The sequence below is a fragment of the Chryseobacterium culicis genome (genome assembly GCF_002979755.1).
GTDB classification, from domain to species: domain Bacteria; phylum Bacteroidota; class Bacteroidia; order Flavobacteriales; family Weeksellaceae; genus Chryseobacterium; species Chryseobacterium culicis_A.
The window spans coordinates 463,597-481,041 of the sequence record NZ_PCPP01000002.1; the positions used below are offsets into that span (position 1 = coordinate 463,597).

Consider the following 17,445-nt stretch of genomic DNA (forward strand, 5'->3'; position numbering starts at 1 on the left):
CTCATTACATAGTATAATGAACTCGTGATATTTTAATTAACCTATCTTAGGCGGTTGCCAGATTTCCTTTAAACGGTCTGAAAGATATGGATCTGAATATTGAAACTGAGGATTCTTATTCGCTTTGTAATAAGACAGTTCCAAACGTAGATTTTTTGAGAAAGGCGTTTCAATAAAAGTATAGCAGGCAACGCATGATGAACAGCAGTCATCATTACATGATTTTGTTTTATCATGTTGGCTGTCTTTTTTTGAAGAATGATTTTTGCAGCAGTCCATTTTCTTGGAAGATTCTGCTTTACAGCATGTTTCCTGCATTCCTTGTGCATAGAAGTTATCCTTGGGAATCAAAAAGATTCCCAGGCAAAACACTATTGCAAGTATGTGAAACAGCTTCATATCTGCAAAAATACAAAATTTATGGTAAAGGATCACCAACTTTTAGAGAACAGCTGTGCCAAGGCTCGCCATGTGCCGGATTCAGTTTGGGTTTTTCACCCATTGCCAGATTCTGTGCAGCTGGTGCGGGAGCAGGCGCTGGTGTTGTCTGAATTACATTTTGTGTAGCTTGTGGAGTTGGAGCAGGTTTACTGTTTAAAGGCTGTCCTACCGGAATATCACAGCGGTGTCCCGGTTGCCCGTGAGGAGGATTCATTCCGGGAGCTGTTTTTACCTGTTTCCCGTTGTTATCAAGGGTAATTTTCCCTGGAGATACTGCATTAGGATCAATTTGAATGGTGTTGGCTCCATTCACGTTTACATTCTGTGTAGTGGGAGTAGCTCCTGCAGGTTTACTGTTCAGCGGTTGTCCTACCGGAATATCGCATCGGTGGCCAGGTTGTCCGTGTGGAGGATTCATTCCGGGAGCTGTAGCCATCGGAGCAGGGGCAGGGCTGGATTGGATGCCTGTCTGATCCATCAGGGCCGTTTTTGAGGAGGTATTAAGTGCCACGTTGGGCTGGCCAGCGTTGGCTTCTTCTTTTAAATAAGTAGCTCTTTCATCCTTTTTACAAGAGGCAGCTAGTAGTGATACGGCGATCAAACCTATAAATGTATTCTTCATATCCATGGGTATGAAACAAAATTAGCAAAACATTTTCAATTGTTTTGCTAATTTTATACTTATAATTTGATTTTTGGATTAATTTTTTACCAAAAGTCTAAATCCTTCTCCGTGAACGTTGATAATTTCCAATCCTTCGTCGTCTTTTAATAATTTACGAAGCTTCGCAATATATACGTCCATACTTCTTGCGGTGAAGTAATTTTCTTTTTTCCAGATCTTTCTTAAAGCAAGATCTCTCGGCATGAAATCATTTCTATGGATGCAAAGAAGTTTTAATAATTCATTTTCTTTAGGAGAAAGTTTGTATTCTTTATCACCTACTTTCAGCTGTCTCAACATAGAGTCGAAGAAAATATTGCTGATTTTGAATTGCTCCTGCTCCTCATTTTCCAATGTAGAACTTCTCTGAAGAATCGCTTTGATTTTGTACAAAAGAAGTTCAGTATCAAATGGCTTTGTGATATAATCATCAGCGCCCAGCTGATATCCTTTCAAAATGTCTTCTCTCATATTTCTTGCTGTAAGGAATATGATGGGTGTATTTTTATCAATCTTTTTTACATCTTCCGCTAATGAAAACCCATCTTTTTTAGGCATCATTACGTCAAATATGCAGATATCGAATTCATTTTCTGTAAATTCTTTAAGTCCCTGCTCCCCATCAGTGGCAAGAGTTACTTCAAAATTATTGATGGTCAAATAATCTTTAAGCACCGCCCCGAAACTCTGATCGTCCTCTACTAATAATATTCTGTTGCTCATAACTTTTAATAATTAATAATTAACATTAAGAATGAACTTCCTCACTCTATCTTCTATATTTTGATATTTGGTTTAACCTTTTTTATAATTGATGAATGATAAATGATAGTTGATCTGAAAGGAATTATTTTATCATTTATCGCTTATCATTTATATATTTCTAACCCATCGGCAGTTTTATCGTAAACGTACTTCCTTTTCCTTTATGAGAATCTACGATAATCTGTCCTTTGTGCAGTTCTACAATTTTCTTAACGTAGGAAAGACCTAATCCCTGTCCTTTTACGTTGTGAATATTTCCGGTTTCTTCTCTGAAGAATTTTTCGAAAATTTTGGTTTTATTCTGGGTGTCCATTCCCATTCCTTTGTCGGAAATTTCAATGATATACCAGTGTCCCTCATTTTTTGTTTCCACATGTATTTCCGGTGCTTCAGGAGAATATTTATTGGCATTGTCCAGTAAGTTGACCAGCATATTCGAGATGTGGAACTCGTCTATTTTGAAATTATAATGAGTGGCATTGAATTTCTGAGTAAGAGAACCGTTTCTTTGCTGTACAATCAGATTGAAAGATTCGGTTGTTCTTTTGATCAATTCCCTTACATTGGTTTCTTTTAAGAATAATTCTACTTCATTCCTTTCAAGCTTAGACATATTGAGTACGTTTTCCACCTGCTTTTTCATCCTTAAGTTCTCCTGCTTAATCAGTTCGGAGTAATATTTTACCTTATCCGGATTGGTTGCGATTTTGTCATTAGCTAATGAATCCGTAGCTACAGAAATGGTTGCCAATGGTGTTTTAAACTCATGGGACATATTGTTGATGAAGTCTGTTTTTACTTCAGCAAGTTTCTTCTGCCTCATCATATAATTGATGGAAATAATGTAAATCCCAAGAATCGTAAGAAGAGATAGGAATGTTCCCAGAAGCATGGGCCAGTTGTTCATCGCAAGAGAATACTCTTTTTTAGGGAAGACTAATGCGAGGCTGTATAACGTATTTTTCTTATCGGCAAAAAGAGGAAAGCTGTAGGTATTGCTGTCTTTTTTCTCTTTGTAAGCCTTATTGGCAATGCTTGTAAGCTTATTGTTACTGTCCAGAACTCCATATCCGAATTTGGCCGTTATACCTCGTATTTTAAGTTCTTTTGCAATAACAGAGTCCAGCGTTTTCGGATCCACTCTTTTAGTAATAGGAAGGTTGTTTCCATATACTTTGACGAATTCTTTCATGGAGTAATCTCCTGTCTCAATTTCCTGATTGATATCTTGGGTTAGAAGTTCGCGATTGGTGGTGTCTCTTTTTATTTTATAGGCAGCTTCATCTGTATATAAAGTGGTCAGCTTAATAGAATCTCCTTTTTGGGAAATGGGAAGCTGTGTTTTTTCAATAATATTTTTAGAATAGATAATCTGTCTCTGAGTACCGGAATCCTCCACCTGCTGGATGGTGGTTAAAGATGGCTGTTTGCTGTTGGCAAGAATATTTTTCCTGAAATCTTTATAATCCTGATTCAGGTATTTGTCAGCCTCAATTTCTTCAATACTTTTTGAAGTACTTTCCAAAACTGCATACACTTTATTTGAAAAATCCTGTTCCAGTACGCCGTAATAGCCTTTCAACCAATAAAATTGGAGCGTTACAAAGACAATCAGTGAGATCGTCATAAACACTGAAATTATTGGGATGAATTTGTTATTCATTATTTAATTATATAGGTTTTGGAAAAATGAATGTTAAAATTAATTGTTTTAAGAGTACATAAACAAAAAACGAGCCAAATAATTGTTTTTTTTTTCTTAAAAGAGTGTTTTTTAACAATTATTTATGAATTATCCTTTAGTTGTCATATGAAAAGTCCCTTTCATAAATAAAGTGCTAACTTTATTAAAAATAAATATTTATGGAATCTAATATCATTTTCAACAAAGATTTTGATGCAGCAAGTACGTATGTCATGAAGATTTATAAAGCTGATGTTTCAACAGTGTGGAACTATTTTACCCAGGCTGAATTACTGGATCAATGGTGGGGTCCCAAACCATGGAAATGCGAAACGATAAGTCAGGATTTCAGGGAAGGAGGAATCTGGATGTATGCAATGGTAGGCCCAAACGGAGAAAAAGGACCTATGTATTCTAAAACTCAGTATGGGGAGATAATGGAACACAGAAGTCTTGATTGGTTGAGTGCTTTCGCTGATGGAGCAGGAAATATCAATGAAGATTTTCCAAGGTCAAAATGGCTGATCGGGTTTACCGGAATAGAAGAAGGAACCAAAGTAACCATCAATATTCATTACCATTCTCCGGAAATAATGAAGAAAATTATGGAGATGGGATTTGAGGGCGGTTTTACAATGGGGCTTAATCAATTGGAAGAATTGATTGGATGAATTTGAACATGTTAAAAAATACTTATTTATAAAAAAAAGAGGATTTTCCATTGGGAAACCCTCTTTTTATTTATCGACAGGATTAACTTCCTGCTTCATTCTTCAAACTTCCAGCCTTTATAAAAGCTCCTCCTCCTGAAAGTATTGGATAATTGCCTTTTTCATCAGCAATGTCTGCTCATTAGGTTTTAACTCCGGAAGCTCTTCCAGGCTTTCAAACTGCGGCCATCCGTCTTCATAGTGTGTGAATTTATAATATCCAAAAGGTTCAAGCAATCTGCAGACTGCAATATGAATCAGGTTTACCTTGTCTTCTTTTGTATATTTTTGCTGGCCGCTTCCCAGTTCCTGAAGCCCTATCAGAAATAAAAGGGTTTCAATGGGCGGGTTTTTCTCCGTCTGGAAATTGTCTTCAAAGAATTGTTCTATTTTTTTCCAGTATTCAGCTTCGTTGATCATTCTTTTTGATTTTCTAGTTTTAATAAAAATACAAATTCCAATGCATCTTCCTTCAGAGATTCAAATCTTCCACTTGCTCCTCCGTGTCCTGAGCTCATGTCCGTTTTAAAGACTAAAATATTATCGTCTGTTTTTAATTCTCTCAGTTTTGCTGTCCATTTTGCCGGTTCCCAATACTGCACCTGAGAGTCATGGAATCCTGTAGTGATCAGCATGTGAGGGTAATCTTTAGCCTCTACATTATCATAAGGAGAGTAGTCTTTCATATAATGATAATATTCCTCGTCGTTAGGGTTTCCCCATTCATCATATTCTCCGGTTGTCAAAGGGATTGTATCATCAAGCATCGTAGAAACAACATCTACAAATGGTACCTGTGCCACGATTCCATTGAATAACTGAGGTTCATAATTCACCACAGCACCTACCAATAGACCTCCGGCACTTCCTCCCATCGCATACATATGTTTTGATGAAGTATAATTTTCCTTGATCAGATATTTTCCTGCGTCAATAAAATCAAAGAAAGTATTTTTCTTAAACAGCATTTTTCCGTCTTCATACCATTCTCTTCCTAAATATTCTCCACCACGGATATGGGCAATAGCATAAATAAAACCTCTGTCAAGCAAGGATAGTCTTACATTTGAAAAACTGGCATCAACAGTATGTCCATAACTTCCATACCCATACAACAGAAGTGGGGTGTCTGCTGATTTTTTGGTGTCTTTATGATATACTAAAGAAATAGGAACTTTTGCTTCCCCATCTCTGGAGTCTGCCCAGATTCTTTCTGAAATATAATTTTCAGGGAAAAACTTTCCACCCAGTACTTCCTGTTGTTTCAGGAGCTTTGTGGTTTTGTCCTTCATATTGTATTCATATGTGGAACTCGGCTGTGTAAGAGAGGTGTAGCCATAACGTAGAATCTCTGTATCAAATTCCAGGTTGATTCCGATATAGGCCGTATAAGTAGGATCGGAGAAAGGTAAATAATAAGATTCCTGGGTCTTTTCATCAATAATTTTGATCTGAAGTAATCCTCTTTCTCTTTCCTCAAGAACAAGATAGTCTTTGAAAATTTCAAAGCCTTCCAGTAAAACTTCTGCACGGTGAGGGATAACATCCACCCAATTTTCCATACTGCAGTTGTCAATCTTCGTTTTTACAATTTTGAAATTGATTGCATCATCAGCATTGGTAATGATGTAAAATTCATCTTCATAATGCTCTACAGAATACTCAAGATCATCTATTCTGGGCTGAATTACCTTCCATTCTTCAAATACATTATCAGAAGGGATAAAGCGGTGCTCATCAGAAATTGTACTTGAACTTGCAATGAAAATATACTGTAAAGATTTTGTTTTAAATACATTCACATCAAAAGTATCATCCTCTTCGTGGAAGATCAGTACATCGTCTGCAGAATCTGTTCCCAGCTGGTGTCTGTATACCTGGAATGCACGCAGACTCTTATCTTTTCTAATATAAAAGACATGCTGATTATCATTTGCCCAAACTGCTTTTCCTGTTGTATTCGGAATTGTGTCTGCAAGAATTTCACCTGTCTTTAGGCTCTTGAAGTTAAGAGTGTAAATTCTTCTTCCCACATCATCTGAAGAAAAAGAAGCCAGTTCATTATTGGGGCTTACTGCTACGCTTCCTACTTCAAAAAATTCTTTGCCATCTGCCAGGATGTTAACGTCAAGTACAATTTCCTCATCATTGTCGAGACTTTTGTGTTTTCTGCAGAAAATAGGATATTCCTTACCTTCTTCATAACGTACAATATACCAGTACTCATTAAAGAAGTAAGGCAGAGATTCATCATCCTTTTTATAACGGGCTTTCATCTCTTCGAAAAGCTCTTCCTGAAGAGCTTCCGTATCTTTCATGATGAATTCTTCGTAGGCATTTTCTTCCTCAATATATTTGATGACTTCAGGGTTTTCCCTTTCATTCAGCCAAAAGTAATTATCGGTTCTTTTATCGCCGTGGGTTTCTAATATTTTTTCTATTTTTTTTGCCTGTGGAGCTTTCATCCGGGTATTTTGATTTTTTTATTGAATAGAATCTGCTTTATACTTTTCTTCTGAAAGTAAGTGATTTACACAGAGATTCCATCAATGTTAATTTTTGTTCAAATTTAGGTAAAAAAAAACCATCTTTCCTTTATTGAAAAGATGGTTGATTGTATTTTTATATTTAAAGACTATTTATGAAGTGCTTTAATATACTTTTCAAGGGCCATTGTCATAGAAGGAGTTTCCTTCGTAGGGGCCATTAAATCTACTTTTAATCCTGCTTCTTCTGCGGCTGCCAAAGTCGTGTTTCCGAAAACTCCGATCTTTGTTTCATCCTGCTTGAAGCCAGGGAAATTTTGTTGTAACGATTTGATACCTTGCGGACTGAAGAAAATCAACATGTCGTAATCTTTGACATTGATATCTGTAAGGTCGCTGCATACGGTACGGTACATAATTGCTCTTGTCCAGTCTACATTAGATGCATCCATGGTTTTTACAATATCCGGACTTAAAACATCTGAAGATGGCAACAGATATTTTTCAGTTGGGAATTTTTTGAAAAGAGGAAGCAGGTCTGAGAAGTTTTTCTCCCCAAAGCTGATTTTTCTTTTTCTGTACACAATATGCTTTTGAAGGTAGTTGGCAATTGCTTCCGACTGGCAGATGTATCTCATTGTATCCGGAACAGCGAAACGCAATTCCTCTGCTAGTCTGAAGTAATGGTCAATCGCATTTTTACTGGTAAAAATAATACCGGTATACTGCGTCAGATCTATTTTCTGTGTTCTGAGCTCTTTATTGTCAACCCCTTCGACGTGGATAAATGGACGGAAATCAATCTTTATTTTTTCCTTCTTCGCTATATCCAAATATGGAGAAGACTCACTAGGCGCTGGTTGAGAAACCAATATAGACTTTATTCTCATCATTGACATTTATTAAAAAAATAACAACTTCCAAAGCAATAATAATGGTGCGATTTGGAGGGTGCAAATATACAAAAATTTATAATACCATTTCTCGGGAAGAATCTTGTTCTTGTGAAATAAATAGAAAAAAACTTTGAAAATGAATACAAAAGCGAAGAAGCAGAAATAATATAAAAACATTTTATTTCTGTCTATCGGGAAGTAATAATGGGCTACACAAAGAATTATTAGCAAAAATGAAAGAATGAAATAAAATTTTGTGGAGGTAAAATAGAAAATAGTCCATTTTTTTCCATCCCCTATACTTTGATAAAATAAAAAACCGAATGTTGATTTTATTAAATAAAAAAAAAGTACTGCCAGCAAAGTATATCCAAATTTATTAAGCTGATATCCAAAAAGCTGAAGATCGGCAATATATTTCGGGACAATAGGAACGTATTGTGAAATTAAGACGGACAGTGTGAGCGTTGTCACACATGAGGTGATAATCCAGCTGGGAAGGTTATTGCTCGCATCAAAATATTTCTGAAGCAGAAAATCTTTGAGACTGGCATCCCTTTCTATGACGTTCATCATAAAAACATACAAAAATATACAGCCCACGAGGATAAAAATTACCCAGTCATTATTCTCAGGTATTCTTACGTGATTGACAAAGTGTTGTGATGATGGCAAAATTTAAGTTTTTTATTTATTATTTAACTTCATATAACACAATACGGCACAGATTTTCCTGTGACCTGATTCGTGAATTTGCAGTTAAAATATTTGCTCCCACAGATTTTACAGAGTGTTCAGATCTATTGAATAAAAGTTTCTGTTTCATCCGCTTAATCCCTGAGAAATATTTTTGCAAAATTATAGATTATTTTGTATAAAATAAAAAGGTTAAATAAACTATCTTTGCAAACTGAAATGAAAAAACTCGTCATCATCCCAACATACAACGAAAAGGAAAATATTGAAAATATTATTTCCGCAGTTTTTGCATTGGAGGACGACTTTCATATCTTAGTGGTAGATGATTCTTCTCCGGATGGAACTGCAGAGATCGTAAAAGAGTTGCAGAAGAAAAATCCGCATTATCTTCACCTGTCGATAAGACATGTGAAAGATGGCTTGGGAAAGGCATATATTCATGGTTTTAAATGGGCAATTGAAAATAAATATGATTATATTTTCGAGATGGATGCTGATTTCTCACATAACCCGAATGATCTTCCAAAACTTTTTGAGGCTTGTAAAAATGCAGATATGGCCATTGGTTCCCGTTACTCAAAAGGAGTGAATGTGGTGAACTGGCCAATGGGAAGAGTATTGTTGTCTTACTTTGCCTCAAAATATGTAAGGTTTGTACTGGGACTTCCCATTCATGATACGACAGCAGGATTTGTGTGTTTTTCAAGAAAAGTATTGGAGGAAATAGGATTGGATAATGTGAAATTGAAAGGCTATGGGTTTCAGATAGAGATGAAATTCAGAGCATTTAAAAAAGGTTTTAGAATTGTAGAAGTTCCTATTATATTTACCAACAGAATTTTAGGAGAAAGCAAAATGAACGGAGGAATTATCCATGAAGCCGTTTTTGGAGTACTGAACTTAAAATGGAAATCAATCATCAACAGATTATGAAACTGATGAAAAAGCTAATCTTTATTTTCGTTTTGCTGGGCCTGTTTTCGTGCGGCGATTATATTGATAAGCCTAAAAATCTGATCGATAAAGAGATGATGGCAGAAATTATTGCCGATCTTGCGATCAATGATCAGGCTATTTTTGTATATCCTGATAAAAATATGGAAGCAGGTACAAGAGCTGTGCTGAAGTCTCATAAAGTAAAATCTGATGACTTTGTAGACAGTTTCAAATACTATGTGATTAAAGAAGAAATGGATGGGATTACCAATGATGCACAGGAAATATTGCTGAAAAAAGATCCCAAAGCAGATAAATACATAAAGGATAAACTGAAACAAAATGGTGTTGTAATGCCTGTCGTAAGGTAAAATGACCCGGACGTTTCGATCCTACAAGAATCACTGGTAAAACAGTGTTTTAAAAAAGTATAGAGATGAAATTTTTTAATATAGAAAAAACCTCTGAAGGAAAAGCCAGAGCAGGGGAAATTACCACAGATCACGGGAAGATTCAAACTCCCATTTTTATGCCTGTGGGAACTGTAGCAAGTGTGAAAACAGTTCATCAGAGAGAATTAAAAGAAGACATTAAAGCTCAGATTATTCTGGGAAATACTTATCACCTATACCTTCGTCCCGGAATGGAGACGATGCAGGATGCTGGTGGTTTACATAAATTCATGAACTGGGATCTTCCAATCCTTACCGATTCCGGAGGTTTTCAGGTGTTTTCCCTGGCGAGCAACAGAAAGATGACAGAAGAAGGTGCGAGATTCAAATCTCACATCGACGGTAGTTACCACATGTTCTCCCCGGAAAGATCAATGGAAATTCAAAGACAGATCGGAGCCGATATTTTTATGGCTTTTGATGAATGTACTCCTTATCCTTGTGACTACAACCAGGCAAAATCATCTATGGAGCTTACACACCGTTGGCTGAAAAGATGTATTGAATGGACGAATGATAACCCTGAATTATACGGGTACAAACAAAGACTTTTCCCAATTGTTCAGGGATCTACCTATTCCGATCTTAGAAAAATTTCTGCAGAAGTGATTTCTGAAGCAGGAGCAGAAGGAAATGCCATCGGAGGACTTTCTGTTGGAGAACCGGAAGAAGAAATGTACAGAATTACAGATGAAGTAACAGACATTCTTCCAAAAGAAAAACCAAGATATTTGATGGGAGTAGGAACTCCATGGAATATTCTTGAATCCATCGGGTTAGGAATTGATATGATGGATTGTGTAATGCCCACAAGAAATGCAAGAAATGCAATGCTTTTCACATGGCAAGGGGTGATGAACCTTAAAAATGAAAAATGGAAGCGTGATTTTTCGCCTTTGGACGAATTCGGAACCAGTTTTGTGGATCGTGAATATTCAAAAGCGTATCTTCGCCACCTGTTTGTATCCAAAGAATATCTGGCAAAACAGATTGCTTCGATTCATAATCTTGCATTCTACCTGGATTTAGTAAAAGTAGCCAGAGAACATATTATTGCAGGAGATTTCTATGAATGGAAAAACTCTGTAGTACCGATTCTTAGACAAAGACTGTAAGAAAATATGCTTAAAATTGTAGACAGATATATCATTAAAAAATACCTTGGAACTTTCAGTTTCATGTTGGTATTATTGTCTATAGTCGTATTGGTAATTGATGTTCAGCAAAAGATTCCAAGGATAGAAAACGCCAAGGCCATTGATCCGAAATTGGATCTGACTTATTTCCTTATCCATTTTTATCCCTTCTGGATCATCAATCTTGTAGTGACTTTCCTTTCCATTCTGGTATTTATTTCGGTGATTTATTTTACCTCCAGGATGGCAAATAATACTGAAATTGTTGCTATTATCAGTAGTGGAGCCAGTTTTCACAGGTTTTCCAAACCTTATCTGTTTACCTCTATTTTTATTGGGTTGATTGCTCTTGTGGTGTATCATATGGTTCTTCCATGGGCCAATATCAAGAAAAATGAACTGGAAGCTTATACCTATAATGCAGCCAATAAAGAGAAGATTTTAGGAACAGCACCCGCTTCTTCACAGCTGAGTAAAACGGAATATATTTTCGTTGATTCATGGAATAAAAGAGAAAAAAGAGGATCGAGTTTTGTCTATCAGAAATATGATAAAGACAGAAAAATGACCTACGAGCTGAAAGCAAGCGAAGTATATTGGGATAAAACAAAAAAACAGTTTGTTCTTAATAATTATCTGGAAAAAACCATCAATAAAGACAATACCGAAAAACTAGGAAACGGAATAGAATTAAGAAAAAATTACGGTCACTCACCGGAAGAACTTTTTCCTAACGAGCTTTTGGGGCAAAATAAAACCACACCGGAACTTTTGAAATTTATTGAAAGAGAAAAGGCAAGAGGAAACAGTAACCTGAATTCCTATCTGAATGAGCTTCACCAAAGAACATCGATGCCTGTTTCCATCATTATTCTTACTTTCCTGGCTCTTTCCCTGTCATCACAGAAGAAAAGAGGAGGATTGGGAGTTAACCTGGCAATAGGGATTTCATTGGCCTTTATTTTCGTGTTTTCATTTGAAGCCTTAAAAGTGGTTTCTGAAAATAAAAGCTTGTCTCCGGCTGTAGCCATGTGGCTGCCGAATATGGTATTCCTGCCGCTTACCCTTTATTTGTACATTAAAAGAGCAAATCAGTAAAGTAATTTTACTTCCTTGTGATAAAAGGAATGCATTCCGTCTTCCAGTTCGATCCAGAGTTCGCCCTTCTCGTCTGCATGTCGGATAATGCCATTTTGTCGCTCTTTTTCAATTTCAAAGACAGATACCTGATCTTTTCTGAAAAGATTTTTATTAAACCCATCCAGAATTTCCTGGTCAGAAGGGATGTTTTTTAGTTTTTCAGATAGGTATTCATGGAGATTTAAAGCCAGTTCTTCAAGGTCAAATTGTATTTCCGTCTGGGTCAGAAGTGATCCCGCATTGGATATTGTATCAAAATCTTCCTGGAGGATGTTGATTCCTGCTCCTATGATGAAATAATTATTTTGATTAATTTTTTTCTTTTCTATTAAAATTCCAACGATTTTTTTACCTTTAAGGATGATATCATTCGGCCATTTGATTTTTACCTCAGAGTCAGACAATTTGGCAAGGAAATCCCGAATCACCATTGCGGTATAATAATTGAATATAAAGTCGGAGCACAGGATGTTCTGAGTACTCACTGCCAGCGTATAAGCCAGGTTTTTTCCGGCAGTCTGAGTCCAAACATTTCCATACTGACCACGGCCTTTAGTTTGATTAAAAGTATGAAGTCCTATAAAATTTGAATTTCCGTAAAGTAAAAACTTTGATATTTCGTCATTAGTAGAAGAACATTCTTTCAGGTAGAAGAGTTGGCTCATTTAAGAAAAATTTAAGACATTAGGAGGGTAAAAGTAAGGTTAAAGTAAAGAAAAAACAATAAATTTGCAGATTATAGTATTTTTTTAATGAATAAAACAGCAGAAAAACAAGCGTTAATAGATAAAATCGTTGAAGCTATCCAGGATGTAAAAGGAGAAGACATTATGATCTTTGATCTTTCCAACATCGAAAACTCCGTAGCAGAAACGTTCGTGATATGTAGTGGAAACTCAAATACACAGGTAGCTGCATTAGCAGGAAGTGTAGAGAAAAAAGTAAGAAACGAACTGCAGGACAGACCTTGGCACGTAGAAGGGACTGAAAATGCGATGTGGGTATTGGTGGATTACGTTTCAGTGGTGGTTCATATATTCCAAAAACAAGTACGTGAGTACTATGATATAGAAGAGCTTTGGGGTGACGCAGTCATTACCAAAATTGAAAATGAATAATAAAAATTTTAAAAAGTCTAAATGAATAATAAAGGATTCAACTGGTTCTTTCCTATTGCAATCATAGCTCTTTTGCTGTTCTTTGGCTCCAATTTCCTTGGAGGCGATACTGCAAAATCTATTGATGAAGATGGTTTCTTTAGAGAAATGCAGGCGGGCAAAGTCCAGAATATAATTATATACAAAGACATAGAGAAAGCGGATGTTTTCCTAACAAAAGAAGCAAAATCGGCAATGGTTTCCAAAGCCGGAAAAGAAAACAACCCACTTTCCGTCCTGGACATGGCTCCTAAAGCAGATTTTTCTGTGAAATATGGAGACCTTCAACTTTTCCTTCAGAAATTTGAGCAGGTCAAAGCCAGCAATCCGGTTATTAAAACAACTAAAGATTACGGTACAGGAAAAAGCGCATTAATGGATATTTTAATTCCTGCGCTGGTTTGGATTTCTATCTTAGGATTATTCTACTTCCTTCTTTTCAGAAAGATGGGTGGAGGTGGAGGTCCTGGCGGACAAATCTTCTCTATCGGAAAATCTAAAGCAAAACTTTTCGACGAAAAAGAAAGAATTCAGGTAACATTTAAAGATGTTGCAGGATTGGAAGGTGCTAAAGAAGAAGTTCAGGAAGTAGTAGATTTCTTGAAAAACTCTGAAAAATATACAAAACTGGGAGGTAAAATTCCTAAAGGAGTTCTTTTGGTAGGCCCTCCGGGAACAGGTAAAACCTTATTGGCAAAAGCTGTTGCTGGTGAAGCTAAAGTTCCGTTCTTCTCACTTTCAGGATCTGATTTCGTTGAAATGTTTGTTGGGGTAGGAGCGTCAAGAGTAAGAGACCTTTTTGCCCAAGCTAAAGCAAAATCTCCGGCAATTATCTTCATTGATGAGATTGATGCTATCGGACGTGCAAGAGGAAAAAATAATTTCTCAGGCGGAAACGATGAAAGAGAAAATACATTGAACCAGCTTCTTACTGAAATGGATGGTTTCGGAACAGATGTGAATGTAATTGTAATGGCTGCAACCAACAGAGCAGATATCCTTGATAAAGCTTTGATGAGAGCAGGACGTTTTGACCGTTCTATCTATGTAGACCTTCCGGAGCTTCATGAAAGAAGACAGATCTTTGATGTTCACTTGAAAAAGATCAAACTTGATGATAATGTTGACAGAGATTTCTTAGCCAAACAAACTCCTGGTTTCAGTGGGGCAGATATTGCTAATGTTTGTAATGAAGCAGCATTAATCGCAGCAAGATATAACCATACTTCTGTTACAAAACAGGACTTCCTGGATGCGGTAGACAGAATTATCGGTGGACTTGAGAAGAAAAATATGGCCATCAAGCCATCTGAAAAGAGAAGAGTAGCTTACCATGAAGCAGGACATGCAACTATTTCCTGGTTAGTAGAACATGCATCACCACTTTTAAAAGTAACAATTGTTCCAAGAGGACGTTCTTTAGGGGCAGCATGGTATCTTCCGGAAGAAAGACAGCTTACCACTACTGAGCAGATGCTGGACGAAATGTGTGCAACATTGGGAGGTAGAGCCGCAGAGCAGGTGATCTTCAACAATATCTCTACAGGAGCACTTTCTGATCTTGAAACAGTAACGAAGAGAGCCCAGGCAATGGTGACAATCTATGGATTAAGTCCGAACATTGGTAATATTTCTTACTATGACAGTTCAGGACAGTCTGAATATTCTTTCGGAAAGCCTTACTCTGAAGAGACGGCTACTAAGATTGATGCAGAGATCAAATTGATTATCGAAAATCAGTACGAAAGAGCAGTAAGAATTCTTGAAGAAAATAAAGATAAGCTGGATGCTTTAGCTAATAAACTGTTGGAAAAAGAAGTGATCTTCCGTGAAGACTTAGAAGAAATATTCGGTAAGAGAGCATGGGATCCTGAATTGACAGAGAAACCTGTTACCAATACTATTCCTGAGAAAGATCAGCCAACAGCAGTGGAAACACCTCAGATCAAAGAAAAAGAAGAAGAAAGCGAAATTCAGGCTCCAGAAAGCCCAACACAGCTTTAAGACTCTAAAAAATAGAATTAACAAAAACCTGACAACTGCAAAATTGTCAGGTTTTTTCATATTTGAAGAGATATTTTGGACACTATTGTAATTTATTTTCTATTTTTGTATAAAGTTGACTAAAAATAGATTAAGTTGAATTTATTCAAGAGGATTGTAAGCAAACTTACCAACCAGCCTGAAGAAGAGGACAAACAGAGCCTGGAGAAGCTTGGGGATTCGCTGAAAAATGCGGATCTTGACTATAAGTTTGCGCAATTATTTACGCATTCGGGGGGATTTTTTAATTATTGTGCAGATGAAGCGGAAGCTCTACAAACTTTAAATCAAATTATCAAAATAGAAGGTATTAACAACCTTTTCTGTTGGGATAAAGAACTTCAGAACTTTTTGAACGTTGTGAAGTCTACTTATACTTCAGAACTGCAGTCTTCTAATGAGGCCGCATTCATTACTTGTGAGTACCTGATTGCCTATGATGGCAGAATCATGCTTTCCCATAATAATATCCTTCATTATCATTCTTCAAGGCTTCCTGACAAAATTATTATCATTGCCAATGTTTCTCAGATTGTGAACAACCTGAATGATGCAATGGGGAAAATAAAAAGAAACGGAAATATCAAGAACCTTACTTCCATCAGCGGAAGCCAGTCAAAAATGGACAGTTCTTCCAATGCCAATACAAAACTGTTTTTATTGCTGCTTGAAGATTAAGCAACCACTTCTAAATTTTAAATTTTGGACAAAAACCTCATTCAAAGAACCGTATCAGGGATAGTGTATGTAGCCGTCATTATTCTTTGTTCTACACCGTTGGGAGCACAGCTGCTGAACAGTATTGTACCTGGTCTCATCAAACAGCAGTATCTTTTTTATGGCTTAATGAGTCTGTTGCTGATTGTGGGAACCTGGGAATGTGTCAAAATCATGAAATTTGGAAACGGATATGAAAAATGGGTGGTATTCCCATTAGTCATGTTTATTTTCTATATTTTTTCCAAAAGATATTTTAGTCACGATTTCTTTTTTGATTTCAGACTTAGTGAAATACTGGCACTGGCGCTTATTGGGATTGCTGTGGTTACCTTATTCAAATATCCTAACGAATTATACTTCGACAGTGGGAAACTCATTTTTACCGTTATTTATGTAGCTCTGCCGTTCAGTTTTGCATTGGGACTTCCAAAGTTCTCCAGCTATACAGACAGTTTCTCCCTGGAGGTTCTGTTTCTGTTTATCCTGATCTGGAGTAGTGATACCTTTGCGTATCTGGTAGGGAAGTTTTTCGGTAAACATAAAATGGCTCCTAAAATTTCTCCTAAAAAAACATGGGAAGGATATGCCGGAGGTGTAGTTCTTACATTGGTTCTGTCTTATTTTATTGAACATTATCAGCCTGAGCTGAGAGGAAACTGGATGATCGTAGGATTCCTGGTTGCTGCCTTTGCTCCTTTGGGGGATTTAGTAGAAAGTCAATTGAAAAGAAATTTCGGTGTAAAAGACAGTGGAAACATCATTCCTGGCCATGGTGGAGTTTTAGACAGACTGGATAGTTTTATTATCTGCGTTCCTGTCGTATATTTGTACTTTATTTTAGAAAAATTTATTTAGTCTCATGAAATTACATAGAGAATCAAAAGGAACAATTACCGTTGCAACCCTGCTTTTTATTATTCTGGGTGCTTTAGCAATTTATTTCCTTGAAATATGGTCACTGGTGATCATTATGCCTTTGTTGGTTATTTACGGTTTAGTTTTCTGGTTCTTCAGAGTTCCGGATCGTAATATCCTTGATCACAAAGAAAACGTAATAGCTCCGGTAGACGGAAAAGTGGTAATGATCAAAGAAGTGGATGAAGGTGAATTTATTAAAGGAAAAGCCATCCAGGTTTCTATTTTCATGTCTCCACTGAATGTTCACATCTGTAGATATCCGGTTTCGGGAGAAGTGATTTATAAAAAATATCACCCGGGAAAATATCTGGTAGCATGGCATGAAAAGTCTTCTACGGAGAATGAAAGAACTACGGTAGCCGTACAAACGATGACCAATCATAAAGTAGTCTTCAGACAGATTGCCGGATATGTGGCAAGAAGAATCGTTTTCTACTGTAACGAAGGTGATAAAGCAAAAGCCGGGCATGAGTTCGGATTTATTAAATTCGGTTCCAGAATGGATGTATTCCTGCCGCTGGATACGGAGATCATCTGCAAGATTGGTGATATTACAAAAGGAGGTGAAGATATAATCGCCAAACTGAAAGAAAATTAA

At 36.6% G+C, this 17,445-nt stretch carries 19 protein-coding genes; 10 read left to right on the plus strand and 9 right to left on the minus strand.

The genetic code is table 11. The annotated features are described in order from the left end of the window. Nucleotides 1-36: 36 nt before the first annotated feature. From CQ022_RS15150 to CQ022_RS15165, 4 genes are all read right to left on the minus strand, one after another. Nucleotides 37-399 (minus strand): hypothetical protein, encoded by a 363-nt coding sequence (locus tag CQ022_RS15150; protein ID WP_165791669.1) that lies wholly within the window; start codon nucleotides 397-399, stop codon nucleotides 37-39. Nucleotides 400-418: 19 nt separating this feature from the next. Then, nucleotides 419-1,063 carry a hypothetical protein gene (locus CQ022_RS15155; protein ID WP_228421733.1) on the minus strand — a complete coding sequence of 215 codons (645 nt, stop codon included), beginning with the start codon at nucleotides 1,061-1,063 and terminating at the stop codon, nucleotides 419-421. 78 nt (nucleotides 1,064-1,141) lie between these two features. Continuing rightward, complete coding sequence (locus CQ022_RS15160; protein ID WP_002982671.1) at nucleotides 1,142-1,828, minus strand: response regulator transcription factor; 687 nt, start codon at nucleotides 1,826-1,828, stop codon at nucleotides 1,142-1,144. 160 nt (nucleotides 1,829-1,988) lie between these two features. Continuing rightward, on the minus strand, nucleotides 1,989-3,533 hold the full coding sequence (locus tag CQ022_RS15165; protein ID WP_105683172.1) for a sensor histidine kinase: 1,545 nt from the start codon (nucleotides 3,531-3,533) through the stop codon (nucleotides 1,989-1,991). Nucleotides 3,534-3,733: 200 nt separating this feature from the next. Between CQ022_RS15165 and CQ022_RS15170 the strand changes: the two genes are divergently transcribed. Next, the gene (locus CQ022_RS15170; RefSeq protein ID WP_105683173.1) at nucleotides 3,734-4,225 is read left to right on the plus strand and encodes an SRPBCC domain-containing protein; all 492 of its coding nucleotides are present in this window, start codon (nucleotides 3,734-3,736) and stop codon (nucleotides 4,223-4,225) included. 117 nt (nucleotides 4,226-4,342) lie between these two features. Here CQ022_RS15170 and CQ022_RS15175 read toward each other — a convergent pair whose 3' ends face one another. The 4 genes from CQ022_RS15175 to CQ022_RS15190 form a co-directional block, all read right to left on the minus strand. Then, the gene (locus CQ022_RS15175; RefSeq protein ID WP_047427150.1) at nucleotides 4,343-4,684 is read right to left on the minus strand and encodes a hypothetical protein; all 342 of its coding nucleotides are present in this window, start codon (nucleotides 4,682-4,684) and stop codon (nucleotides 4,343-4,345) included. Next, on the minus strand, nucleotides 4,681-6,729 hold the full coding sequence (locus CQ022_RS15180) for a S9 family peptidase (protein WP_105683174.1): 2,049 nt from the start codon (nucleotides 6,727-6,729) through the stop codon (nucleotides 4,681-4,683). The genes CQ022_RS15175 and CQ022_RS15180 overlap by 4 nt, the downstream gene beginning before the upstream one ends. 170 nt (nucleotides 6,730-6,899) lie before the next feature. After that, complete coding sequence (locus CQ022_RS15185) at nucleotides 6,900-7,640, minus strand: uroporphyrinogen-III synthase (protein WP_105683416.1); 741 nt, start codon at nucleotides 7,638-7,640, stop codon at nucleotides 6,900-6,902. 12 nt (nucleotides 7,641-7,652) lie between these two features. Then, the gene (locus CQ022_RS15190; RefSeq protein ID WP_105683175.1) at nucleotides 7,653-8,321 is read right to left on the minus strand and encodes a DUF4271 domain-containing protein; all 669 of its coding nucleotides are present in this window, start codon (nucleotides 8,319-8,321) and stop codon (nucleotides 7,653-7,655) included. A gap of 240 nt (nucleotides 8,322-8,561) precedes the next feature. Here CQ022_RS15190 and CQ022_RS15195 point away from each other — a divergent pair, with 240 nt between their 5' ends. From CQ022_RS15195 to CQ022_RS15210, 4 genes are all read left to right on the plus strand, one after another. Further along, a complete protein-coding gene (locus CQ022_RS15195; protein ID WP_105683176.1) occupies nucleotides 8,562-9,278 on the plus strand; it encodes a polyprenol monophosphomannose synthase in 717 nt (238 codons plus the stop codon). A 5-nt stretch (nucleotides 9,279-9,283) separates the two neighbouring features. Beyond that, entirely contained in the window at nucleotides 9,284-9,652 is a 369-nt protein-coding gene (locus CQ022_RS15200) for a DUF4296 domain-containing protein (protein ID WP_228421735.1), read from the plus strand. 65 nt (nucleotides 9,653-9,717) lie between these two features. Next, nucleotides 9,718-10,848 (plus strand): tRNA guanosine(34) transglycosylase Tgt, encoded by a 1,131-nt coding sequence (gene tgt, locus CQ022_RS15205; RefSeq protein WP_105683178.1) that lies wholly within the window; start codon nucleotides 9,718-9,720, stop codon nucleotides 10,846-10,848. A 6-nt stretch (nucleotides 10,849-10,854) separates the two neighbouring features. Further along, nucleotides 10,855-11,967: an LptF/LptG family permease gene (locus tag CQ022_RS15210; protein ID WP_089692849.1), complete on the plus strand. Its 1,113-nt coding sequence runs from the start codon at nucleotides 10,855-10,857 to the stop codon at nucleotides 11,965-11,967. Here CQ022_RS15210 and CQ022_RS15215 read toward each other — a convergent pair. After that, the gene (locus tag CQ022_RS15215) at nucleotides 11,961-12,674 is read right to left on the minus strand and encodes a biotin--[acetyl-CoA-carboxylase] ligase (protein WP_105683179.1); all 714 of its coding nucleotides are present in this window, start codon (nucleotides 12,672-12,674) and stop codon (nucleotides 11,961-11,963) included. The genes CQ022_RS15210 and CQ022_RS15215 overlap by 7 nt on opposite strands. An 87-nt stretch (nucleotides 12,675-12,761) precedes the next feature. Here CQ022_RS15215 and rsfS point away from each other — a divergent pair, with 87 nt between their 5' ends. The 5 genes from rsfS to CQ022_RS15240 all read left to right on the plus strand — a co-directional run bounded on the left by rsfS (nucleotide 12,762) and on the right by CQ022_RS15240 (nucleotide 17,445). Continuing rightward, a complete protein-coding gene (gene rsfS / locus CQ022_RS15220) occupies nucleotides 12,762-13,127 on the plus strand; it encodes a ribosome silencing factor (RefSeq protein ID WP_047376360.1) in 366 nt (121 codons plus the stop codon). A 21-nt stretch (nucleotides 13,128-13,148) separates the two neighbouring features. Next, nucleotides 13,149-15,170, plus strand: coding sequence for an ATP-dependent zinc metalloprotease FtsH (gene ftsH / locus CQ022_RS15225; protein ID WP_105683180.1), 2,022 nt, complete (start codon nucleotides 13,149-13,151; stop codon nucleotides 15,168-15,170). A gap of 135 nt (nucleotides 15,171-15,305) precedes the next feature. Further along, nucleotides 15,306-15,887, plus strand: coding sequence for an LUD domain-containing protein (locus CQ022_RS15230; protein WP_165791670.1), 582 nt, complete (start codon nucleotides 15,306-15,308; stop codon nucleotides 15,885-15,887). Between the two features lie 24 nt (nucleotides 15,888-15,911). Then, nucleotides 15,912-16,784, plus strand: a complete 873-nt coding sequence (locus CQ022_RS15235; RefSeq protein WP_105683182.1) for a phosphatidate cytidylyltransferase — start codon at nucleotides 15,912-15,914, stop codon at nucleotides 16,782-16,784. 4 nt (nucleotides 16,785-16,788) lie between these two features. Further along, nucleotides 16,789-17,445 carry a phosphatidylserine decarboxylase family protein gene (locus CQ022_RS15240; protein ID WP_105683183.1) on the plus strand — a complete coding sequence of 219 codons (657 nt, stop codon included), beginning with the start codon at nucleotides 16,789-16,791 and terminating at the stop codon, nucleotides 17,443-17,445.

Coding starts and splice junctions, on each gene's coding strand:
- ftsH (WP_105683180.1), top strand. CDS start 13,149: ATGAATAATAAAGGATTCAACTGGTTCTTTCCTATTGCAATCATAGCT.
- CQ022_RS15180 (WP_105683174.1), bottom strand. CDS start 6,729: ATGAAAGCTCCACAGGCAAAAAAAATAGAAAAAATATTAGAAACCCAC.
- CQ022_RS15240 (WP_105683183.1), top strand. CDS start 16,789: ATGAAATTACATAGAGAATCAAAAGGAACAATTACCGTTGCAACCCTG.
- tgt (WP_105683178.1), top strand. CDS start 9,718: ATGAAATTTTTTAATATAGAAAAAACCTCTGAAGGAAAAGCCAGAGCA.
- rsfS (WP_047376360.1), top strand. CDS start 12,762: ATGAATAAAACAGCAGAAAAACAAGCGTTAATAGATAAAATCGTTGAA.
- CQ022_RS15160 (WP_002982671.1), bottom strand. CDS start 1,828: ATGAGCAACAGAATATTATTAGTAGAGGACGATCAGAGTTTCGGGGCG.
- CQ022_RS15150 (WP_165791669.1), bottom strand. CDS start 399: ATGAAGCTGTTTCACATACTTGCAATAGTGTTTTGCCTGGGAATCTTT.
- CQ022_RS15210 (WP_089692849.1), top strand. CDS start 10,855: ATGCTTAAAATTGTAGACAGATATATCATTAAAAAATACCTTGGAACT.
- CQ022_RS15185 (WP_105683416.1), bottom strand. CDS start 7,640: ATGAGAATAAAGTCTATATTGGTTTCTCAACCAGCGCCTAGTGAGTCT.
- CQ022_RS15175 (WP_047427150.1), bottom strand. CDS start 4,684: ATGATCAACGAAGCTGAATACTGGAAAAAAATAGAACAATTCTTTGAA.
- CQ022_RS15195 (WP_105683176.1), top strand. CDS start 8,562: ATGAAAAAACTCGTCATCATCCCAACATACAACGAAAAGGAAAATATT.
- CQ022_RS15165 (WP_105683172.1), bottom strand. CDS start 3,533: ATGAATAACAAATTCATCCCAATAATTTCAGTGTTTATGACGATCTCA.
- CQ022_RS15170 (WP_105683173.1), top strand. CDS start 3,734: ATGGAATCTAATATCATTTTCAACAAAGATTTTGATGCAGCAAGTACG.
- CQ022_RS15155 (WP_228421733.1), bottom strand. CDS start 1,063: ATGAAGAATACATTTATAGGTTTGATCGCCGTATCACTACTAGCTGCC.
- CQ022_RS15200 (WP_228421735.1), top strand. CDS start 9,284: ATGAAAAAGCTAATCTTTATTTTCGTTTTGCTGGGCCTGTTTTCGTGC.
- CQ022_RS15215 (WP_105683179.1), bottom strand. CDS start 12,674: ATGAGCCAACTCTTCTACCTGAAAGAATGTTCTTCTACTAATGACGAA.